An 8,122-nucleotide genomic window follows, 5' to 3' on the forward strand; every position below is an offset into this window, starting at 1 on the left:
CCATTATGAAAGGATTTTGAACTTCTTTGTGAACAGGAGTACAAATGCAGCAGCGGAAGCATTTAATGCTAAAATCAAAGCATTTAGGGCATCATTTAGAGGAGTAGTGGATATGAGCTTCTTCCTTTTTAGGCTAGCAAAGGTATATGCATGAAGGGAATTGACTAAACTTAATCCCCCAAGAATTACAACTGAGCCCTCCAAAGTATAGGTGTTTGTAGATGCAAAAAGTAAGGTAATAAAAAATGCCTTGAACTTTTAAAGTTCAAGGGATTTTTTATTACCGAATCGATTGTGGTGCCACCAGGAATCGAACCGGGGACACAAGGATTTTCAGTCCTTTGCTCTACCAACTGAGCTATGGCACCTTATGGTTGTTCGGTCCGGTAATATCTCTTTTGCGGTTGCAAAGGTAGTGAAACTTTTGGATTTTGCAAGCCTTCTGGAAATAAAAAACACTGATAAAAAGCTAGTCTGCTTATTATCAGTGTTGTATGGAATGAAAAATATTTCAGAAAAGTGATAGAAACTATTGTTTATTCTCCTTCAATGGATTCCATCCTTGTGCTTTCAATTCAAATTCTTGGCCGTCACGCGTAATCAATGCACAGCCAAGTTCGGGTTTGGTGATATGTCCGATGAGGCGCACTCCTTCCATTTGTGATACTTTCTCATGATCGGCGATAGAAACGGTAAAGAGTAGTTCATAATCTTCTCCGCCATTCAAGGCGCAAGTCGTCAGATTCATGTTAAACTCTTCAGCCATAACAGCCGTCTGGTAATCGATTGGAATATGTTCTTCGTACACGCGGCAACCGACATTGCTTTGTTTGCAGATATGCATCAATTCTGATGACAGACCGTCAGATATGTCCATCATAGAGGTTGGAACAATATTGGCGGCAGCTAGTTTCTCAATGATATCCTTACGTGCTTCCGGTTTTAACTGGCGTTCTAACAAGTATTCTTTGCCGGTGAAATCCGGTTGAATGTCTTTATCACCTTTTAGTACGACTTTCTCACGTTCCAATAGTTGTAAACCCATATAGGATGCTCCCAGATCACCACTGATGCAGATCAAGTCAGTTTCTTTTGCTCCATTGCGGTACACCACTTTATCCTTGTCGGCATCGCCGATACAAGTGATGCTGATAGCAAGCCCTGTAAGGGAGGAAGTAGTATCACCTCCCACAATGTCGACATTATATTGTTGGCAAGCCAGGCGAATACCGGAATAAAGCTCGTCCATATCTTCTACGCTGAAACGCTTGGAAAGGCCAAGAGATACCGTAATCTGCCGGGGAGTGCCGTTCATGGCATAAATATCGGAGAAATTAACGACTGCTGATTTATATCCCAAATGTTTCAAGGGAACATAAGTCAGATCAAAATGTACACCTTCCATAAGCAGGTCGGTTGTTACCAATACTTGCTTTTCTGAAGGGTAGGAGAGAACGGCGGCATCGTCGCCCACTCCATATTTACTGGATTCATTTTCTAGTTTGATTCCCTCGGTGAGGCGGTCAATCAGACCAAACTCACCGAGAGATGCTATTTCAGTTCTCATAAATCGGGGTAATTGTTTAGGCACGGTTGATAAGTTCGCGCATGATTGTTGTCATTTTCGGTTGAGCGGTGTCGGCTGCTTTCTGAACTTCTTCGTGCGTTACTTCTACGATTTTTCCTTCTACTCCCAAGTCGGTAATGACGGAAATACCAAATACTTTGATGCCACAATGGTTGGCTACAATTACTTCCGGAACGGTAGACATACCAACAGCGTCAGCGCCAAGGATATGGAATAGTTTATATTCGGCAGGAGTTTCGAAAGTAGGACCTTGTGTACCGATATACACTCCGTGTTGTACTTTGATTCCTTTTTCTTTAGCAATCTCATCAGCTTTACGAATCAGTTCCTTGCTGTATGCTTCACTCATGTCCGGGAAACGAGGGCCGTATGGGATATTTTTTCCACGAAGCGGATGTTCGGGGAAATAGTTGATATGGTCGGTGATAATCATCAAATCACCGATTTCGAAGTCTGCATTTGTCCCGCCACTGGCGTTGGACACAAACAAGGTCTTGATTCCTAATTCGCGCATCACACGTACAGGGAAAGTCACTTCTTTCATAGAATAACCCTCGTAATAGTGGAAGCGTCCTTGCATAGCCATGATATCCTTATTGCCTAGTTTGCCGAAAATCAGCTTACCGCTATGACCTTCGACGGTAGATACCGGGAAGTTCGGGATATCCGAATACTTTATTTCATACTTCTCGGTGATTTCGTTTGCCAAACTGCCAAGTCCGGTGCCAAGTATAATGGCTGTTTCCGGGCTGGTATGCATCTTACCTTTCAGATAAGCTGCGGTTTCTTGTATTTTCTCTAACATAGTCAATAATATGTTGGTTAAATTTATCTTGTTGATTCTGTAATATTTCTATTTCAATAGGCAAGGCATAGATAAATGGTTTCAATTCCTTGTCCAAAGCCGGATGGTTAATCAGGCGTGTTGCATCTTTTTCGGTAGTAATAATCAACCGGTGCTCTCCTTTCAGCCTATGAAACCGTTCTTTGATAAGCTGGATATCCCGATGGCTGAAATTGTGATGATCGTCAAACGATAGCAAATCTATTTGTTGGGTACAATCTTTTAGCCTTTCAAGAATGGGAGCCGGTGAGGCAATTCCGGTCATCAATAATATATCTGTATTTGTCAGCGAGGACAAAGCAATCTCATTGTTTGCCGAAGGGGTATCTGTGTCCGGAACCATCATAGGAAACACCGGTTGCAGGTTGCCATACCGGAACGATGAGAAGAATAACTGTTGATATGGATAAAGGTTCAGACGTTTCGTGATAATATTATAATCAATAGGCTTGATGTCCTGCGGACATTTGGTGACAATAACGATTTGTGCCCGGTTCTTGCCGCTAATTGGCTCACGAAGTCGTCCTGCAGGAAGCAAGGTATCGTCACAGAACAGCCGATGATAATCCGTTAACAGAATACTCAATCCCGGTTTGACATATCGGTGCTGGAAAGCGTCATCTAACAGGATAACATCTATTGAAGGCTTTTGCAGTGCAAGCAGCTTTTCTATGCCATGACAACGCTTTTCGTCGACAGCTACTGTGACAGACGGGAATTTTTGATGCATCTGGTACGGTTCGTCGCCAATGCTTCTTGCCGTACTTTCCGGAGTAGCCAGCACATAGCCTTTCGTATGCCGTTTGTATCCCCGGCTTAATACAGCTACATTATATTGATTACAAAGAGACTTTATCAGATATTCAGTGTGCGGAGTTTTCCCTGTTCCTCCAACAGCAAGATTACCTACGCTGATGATAGGTATATCAAAACTCTTTGATTGGAGCACTTCCCAGTCAAAGAGTTTATTTCTCATCATTACCGCTGCTCCGTAGAGCCAGGAGGCAGGGTAGAGCCACTTATGTATCTTGATAAAGTGTTCGTCCATGTATGGCAGTTTATTTAATATTCAGTTCGAACGGAATACGAGCCTGAATCATGGATTGTTCTTGCAGATTTTTCAGTAAACCGAATTGTTGGTAGAACTCACCTAACTTACTTTTCAGCAATTGTGATTCTACGTAATTCGTCGGTTTCGTATCAAGCAGGGAAGAAAAGAAATCTTGTTTTGCAGGATAAGAAACAACGGTGTAGCCCTCGATACCGGCTTTTGCCACGGCAATATCCAATGCCTTGTCAATGCCGCCTAACTCGTCTACCAGTCCTAACTTTTTAGCAGTCTCCCCGGTCCATACACGGCCTTCGGCAATCTTTTCGATCGCTTCCTTTGTCATGTGGCGTCCTTCGGCACAACGACTGACAAAGGTATCGTATCCTTCGGTAATCATCATTTGAAGCAATGATCTTTCATCCTCGTTGAACGGACGCATGATATTCCCGAAATCAGCATATTTATTCGTCTTAACTACATCATAACTTAAACCGATTTTATCAGTCAATCCTTTTACATTGGGAATGATACCGAATATTCCGATAGACCCGGTCAGGGTAGTAGGCTCTGCAACAATCGTGTCGGCAACGCAAGAGATATAGTAACCTCCTGACGCGGCATAATCACCCATAGAGACAATGACCGGTTTCTTTGTTTTCAACTCTTTCACTGCATGCCAGATTTGTTCTGAAGCAAAAGCACTTCCGCCCGGAGAATTGACACGGAGTACAACAGCTTTCACATCATTATCATCTTTCAATTTGCGCAGGTCACGAATGACTTTCGAACCAACAATTCCGTCCTCGGAAGTTGCGGAACTCGGATAGTCTGTAATTTCACCGGATGCATAATAAACAGCCACGATATTACCACTTTTGTCTTTTGGCACATTCTTCTTTACGTTCATCATGTCGCTTAATCCTACTATCGGGAGATTGTCATCCTCATCTATCTCTACCAGTTTTTTAAGATAATTGCGCACATCATTGCGATAAATCAAGGTATCAGCAAATCCGCACCTAACACTTTCTTCTGATGGATAGAACATTAACATACGATCGGCATAAACATTCAGAGAATCTACTGGAATATTGCGGGAAGCAGAAACCCCTTCCGTCACCTGTCCCCAGATGGAAGTGATAAATGCTGTCACTTGTTCGCGATTGGCAGGGCTCATCTCTGTTGCAATAAACGGTTCCACGGCAGATTTGTAAGTTCCCACCTTGAACACCTGCATCTCAACTCCTATTTTTTGTAGCAGGTCTTTGTAGAACAGGGGAGCGGAAGCGATACCTCTCCATTCAATCATTCCTTTGGGATTGAGCAGCACCTTATCGGCTGCGCTGGAAAGATAATAAAGCCCCTGCGTATAGGAGTCGGCATAAGCAATGACGAACTTTCCACTCTCCTTGAAATCGAGCAGTGCATTACGGATTTCTTGTAAGGAAGCATAAGAGGTACCTAGTGAACTTGCTTGCAAATAAATCCCTTTGATATTTTCGTTTTCTTTAGCCTTCTGGATGGAAGAGAGAATATCGTCCAGTCCGTACGTGTTAGATTCGTCACCAAACAACTGTGATAAAATACCTAGCGGATCTTCTTGCGTACGTTCAACTAACGTTCCGTTTAAGTCGAGCATCATTACGGAATTCTTTTTTACGATTGTTTCCGTGTCCGAAGCGGACATGATGCCAAACAGCGTTACCATGCTGATTATAAATAATACAATACTTGACAAAATGATACCTGTCACCGTGGCAAGTGTAAATTTCAAGAAATCTTTCATTATACTTATTGTTTTTGCGTCAGCTTGTTATTAAGCTAACAAAGATAAATAATTGAGTTGATATTTATTCAATAAGTCGTACGAATTTTTGTTTTATCACAGCGAATCGATATAAATAGAAGCTTCTTTCCTGCAAGATTTAAGTATATTTGTCTGTATCTAATCCTTTTAAATGAGAAGAATTCTCTAATTTTGTGGCACAACTATTATCGTGAAAAATTAAATAAATATCAGCATATGTAATGCGACATTAACTTAACATTATATTTACCATGAAAAGAAAAACCCCTTTTGTGGCTGCAGCTTTAGCAGCAGGCTTGTTCTTCTATTCTTCCTGTACTCCGACTGAAAAAGCGGAAACAAAGGATTATACTCAATACGTTAATACCTTTATCGGTGCTGCTGATAATGGTCATACATTTCCAGGCGCGTGTTATCCTTTCGGTATGATCCAGACCAGTCCTGTGACGGGAGCAGTTGGTTGGCGCTACTGTTCTGAATATGTTTATGAGGATTCCCTGATTTGGGGATTTACTCAAACACATCTGAATGGAACGGGATGTATGGATTTAGGTGATATTTTGGTGATGCCGGTCACCGGTACACGTGTACGTGCGTGGGATGCCTATCGCAGTCATTTCCCTAAAGATAAAGAAGCGGCTACTCCGGGATATTACACCGCAGAGCTCTCTGATCCACAGGTAAAAGCGGAACTGACTGCCTCTATCCATGCTGCCCTTCACCGCTATACTTATCACAAGGCTGATTCTGCCTCTATATTGATTGACTTGCAACATGGTCCTGCATGGAGAGAAGAACAATATCATTCACAAGTCAATAGTTGTGAAGTGAACTGGGAAGATGCTCAAACACTGACAGGACATGTCAATAACACGGTATGGGTCAATCAAGATTATTTCTTTGTGATGAAATTCAACCGTCCGGTAGTCGATTCACTTTATCTTCCGATGGGCGAAACAGAAAAAGGAAAACGCATCATTGCCTCTTTTGACATGCAGCCGGGAGACGAGCTGATGATGAAAGTGGCTCTTTCCACCACCAGCATAGACGGGGCTAAAAAGAATTTGGAAGCAGAAATTCCTGCCTGGGATTTTGAAGGAGTAAGAGCTACCGCCCACAATGAATGGAATAACTATTTGAGCCGTATTGAAATAGAGGGTACCGATGATGAAAAGACAAATTTCTATACTTGTTTCTACCACGCATTGATTCAGCCTAATCAAATTTCGGACGTAGACGGTATGTATCGTAATGCCGCCGACTCTATTGTAAAAGCCGGAACTGGTGCTTTCTATTCTACGTTCTCTTTGTGGGATACTTACCGTACCGCTCATCCGTTTTATACATTAGTGATTCCCGAACGTGTGGACGGTTTTGTGAATTCTCTCATCGAACAGGGTGAAGTGCAAGGCTTCCTGCCTATTTGGGGATTGTGGGGAAAAGAGAATTTCTGTATGATTGGTAATCACGGCGTATCAGTCATTGCCGAGGCTTATCGCAAAGGATTCCGTGGCTTTGACGCTGAACGTGCTTTCAATATAATAAAGAAGACGCAGACTGTATCTCATCCGTTGAAGTCTGATTGGGAGGTTTATACGAAATATGGTTATTTCCCGACAGATCTGATAAAAGCAGAATCTGTATCTTCCACTTTAGAATCTGTATATGATGATTATGCTGCTGCCGATATGGCACGTCGTATGGGTAAAGAGGAAGATGCCGCTTACTTCGCGAAACGTGCTGACTATTATAAGAATCTTTTCGATTCGGAGACGAAGTTCATGCGTCCGCGCAAAGCTGACGGAACTTGGAAAGCTCCGTTTAACCCAAGTGCGTTGGCACATTCTGAAAGTGTCGGTGGAGATTATACGGAAGGAAATGCATGGCAATATACTTGGCATGTACAACATGATGTTCCAGGATTAATCCAGTTGTTTGGGGGAGAAAAACCTTTCTTGAATAAATTAGACTCATTGTTTACGGTTAAGCTAGAAGGTGAAAGTTTGGCAGATGTTACTGGATTAATCGGGCAATATGCTCATGGAAATGAGCCAAGCCATCATGTGACTTATTTGTATGCACTGGCTGGTCGTCCGGAACGTACACAGGAATTGGTTCGTGAAATATTTGATACTCAATACAAAAACAAACCCGACGGACTTTGTGGAAATGATGATTGCGGACAGATGTCTGCCTGGTATATGCTTAGTGCGATGGGATTCTATCCGGTAGATCCGGTAAGTGCGGAATATGTATTCGGTGCTCCACAGTTGCCGAAGATGACTTTGCATCTGGCCGATGGCAAGACTTTCACGATTATTGCGGAGAATTTGTCGAAAGAACATAAATATGTAGATAGTATTACATTGAATGGCGAACCATATACGAAGAAAACAATCTCGCATGAGGATATTGTAAAAGGAGGAACGCTGGTATACAAGATGAAGTAATAAATTCGTTTCTGTACTGTTATGGGACTAATGATTTTAATTAATAGTGGTTGGGATCATAACTTATAGTAGGGATATTCCTAAAATAATAAAATTTAAGGCAACTAATTCATTGCGAGTTAGTTGCCTTTTTTGTATCTTTAAGCATTCCCCCCAAAAAACGGTTTGACGGCCAAAACGGGGGTAATTAAAAATAAAAACACATGGTAAAGATACAAAAAATCTCAGAAATCGAACCTTGTTTAGGTTTTACCGAGTTCGATATGCTTAAAAAATATCGTCAAAGTTTTGCAACGAGTGAATTAGGTCGCCTCCATTCTCTGTTCCCTTTCTCGGAACTGGCCCGACAAATGCATTTGAAGTCCTCTCCTTTTGGGCGTAA

6 protein-coding genes, 1 tRNA gene and 1 pseudogene are annotated in these 8,122 nt (G+C 42.1%); 3 read left to right on the forward strand and 5 right to left on the reverse strand.

Annotation, left to right across the window (positions count from 1 at the left end; genetic code table 11):
• Positions 1-154: transposase (locus HMPREF0106_RS26005; RefSeq protein ID WP_083787910.1), on the forward strand; the 154-nt coding region annotated here is incomplete at its 5' end.
• Between the two features lie 141 nt (positions 155-295).
• On the opposite strand, the gene HMPREF0106_RS10700 is transcribed toward HMPREF0106_RS26005, so the two are convergent.
• The 5 genes from HMPREF0106_RS10700 to sppA all read right to left on the reverse strand — a co-directional run bounded on the left by HMPREF0106_RS10700 (position 296) and on the right by sppA (position 5,269).
• Positions 296-368, reverse strand: a tRNA-Phe gene (locus tag HMPREF0106_RS10700).
• Positions 369-529: 161 nt separating this feature from the next.
• Positions 530-1,567 (reverse strand): thiamine-phosphate kinase, encoded by a 1,038-nt coding sequence (thiL, locus tag HMPREF0106_RS10695; RefSeq protein WP_009040212.1) that lies wholly within the window; start codon positions 1,565-1,567, stop codon positions 530-532.
• 16 nt (positions 1,568-1,583) lie between these two features.
• Positions 1,584-2,393 (reverse strand): purine-nucleoside phosphorylase, encoded by an 810-nt coding sequence (locus HMPREF0106_RS10690; RefSeq protein ID WP_009040213.1) that lies wholly within the window; start codon positions 2,391-2,393, stop codon positions 1,584-1,586.
• Positions 2,350-3,480 carry a tetraacyldisaccharide 4'-kinase gene (gene lpxK, locus HMPREF0106_RS10685; RefSeq protein ID WP_008645059.1) on the reverse strand — a complete coding sequence of 377 codons (1,131 nt, stop codon included), beginning with the start codon at positions 3,478-3,480 and terminating at the stop codon, positions 2,350-2,352. The genes HMPREF0106_RS10690 and lpxK overlap by 44 nt, the downstream gene beginning before the upstream one ends.
• Before the next feature lie 10 nt (positions 3,481-3,490).
• Entirely contained in the window at positions 3,491-5,269 is a 1,779-nt protein-coding gene (sppA, locus tag HMPREF0106_RS10680; protein ID WP_004316834.1) for a signal peptide peptidase SppA, read from the reverse strand.
• 272 nt (positions 5,270-5,541) lie between these two features.
• Between sppA and HMPREF0106_RS10675 the strand changes: the two genes are divergently transcribed.
• Positions 5,542-7,740 (forward strand): GH92 family glycosyl hydrolase, encoded by a 2,199-nt coding sequence (locus HMPREF0106_RS10675; RefSeq protein WP_008771280.1) that lies wholly within the window; start codon positions 5,542-5,544, stop codon positions 7,738-7,740.
• Positions 7,741-7,943: 203 nt separating this feature from the next.
• A pseudogene (locus HMPREF0106_RS28285) lies at positions 7,944-8,122 on the forward strand (DDE transposase); the annotation flags it as partial.

Origin of the sequence: Bacteroides sp. D22 (assembly GCF_000163675.1) — a bacterium.
Lineage (GTDB): Bacteria > Bacteroidota > Bacteroidia > Bacteroidales > Bacteroidaceae > Bacteroides > Bacteroides xylanisolvens.

Excerpts from the sequence above, each read along its gene's own strand:
- HMPREF0106_RS10675 (WP_008771280.1), top strand. The coding sequence starts at position 5,542 with ATGAAAAGAAAAACCCCTTTTGTGGCTGCAGCTTTAGCAGCAGGCTTG.
- lpxK (WP_008645059.1), bottom strand. The coding sequence starts at position 3,480 with ATGGACGAACACTTTATCAAGATACATAAGTGGCTCTACCCTGCCTCC.
- sppA (WP_004316834.1), bottom strand. The coding sequence starts at position 5,269 with ATGAAAGATTTCTTGAAATTTACACTTGCCACGGTGACAGGTATCATT.
- HMPREF0106_RS10690 (WP_009040213.1), bottom strand. The coding sequence starts at position 2,393 with ATGTTAGAGAAAATACAAGAAACCGCAGCTTATCTGAAAGGTAAGATG.
- thiL (WP_009040212.1), bottom strand. The coding sequence starts at position 1,567 with ATGAGAACTGAAATAGCATCTCTCGGTGAGTTTGGTCTGATTGACCGC.